This window comes from Blautia sp. MCC269, from assembly GCF_018785655.1.
In the GTDB taxonomy this organism is placed as follows: Bacteria; Bacillota; Clostridia; order Lachnospirales; family Lachnospiraceae; genus Blautia_A.
The window spans coordinates 1-542 of the sequence record NZ_WQQE01000015.1 but is presented as its reverse complement, the minus strand read 5'-3'; the positions used below and the strand labels follow the sequence as shown (position 1 = coordinate 542).

1 protein-coding gene is annotated in these 542 nt (G+C 37.8%); it reads left to right on the top strand.

Annotated elements, in window-relative coordinates; genetic code table 11:
* Positions 1-8 precede the first annotated feature (8 nt).
* The coding region (locus tag GPK88_RS06160) for an RNA-guided endonuclease TnpB family protein (RefSeq protein WP_244092728.1) at positions 9-542 on the top strand (534 nt) is incomplete at its 3' end.

The following is a 542-nucleotide window of genomic DNA, read 5'->3' as shown; positions in this document are numbered from 1 at the left end:
TCAAACAGCTGAAAACAGGTTTTCCAAGGTTCAAATCAAAAAAGCGGAATAAAAACAGCTATTCTACGGTCTGCATCAATGGGAACATAACGATATCTAACGGATATTTGAAATTGCCTAAGATTGGACAAGTCCGCTTAAAACAGCACAGGATTATTCCAGAGGAATATAGACTGAAATCAGTAACAGTAAGTCAGACACCAAGCGGAAAATACTATGCAAGTATTCTTTTTGAGTATGAAGATCAAGTACAGGAAAGGGAAATGCAAAAGTTTTTAGGTATGGATTTTTCCATGCACGAATTGTATCGTGACAGTAACGGTAAGGAGCCAGCCTATCCGAAGTATTACAGAAATGCGGAGAAAAAATTAGCGAGAGAACAACGCAGGCTTTCCAAAATGCAGAAAGGTTCAAGCAATCGTAATAAGCAGAGGATTAAGGTGACAAAACTTCATGAAAAGGTTTCCAATCAAAGAAAAGACTTCCTGCATAAGCAGTCAAGGCAGATAGCCAATGCTTATGATTGTGTATGTATAGAAGAT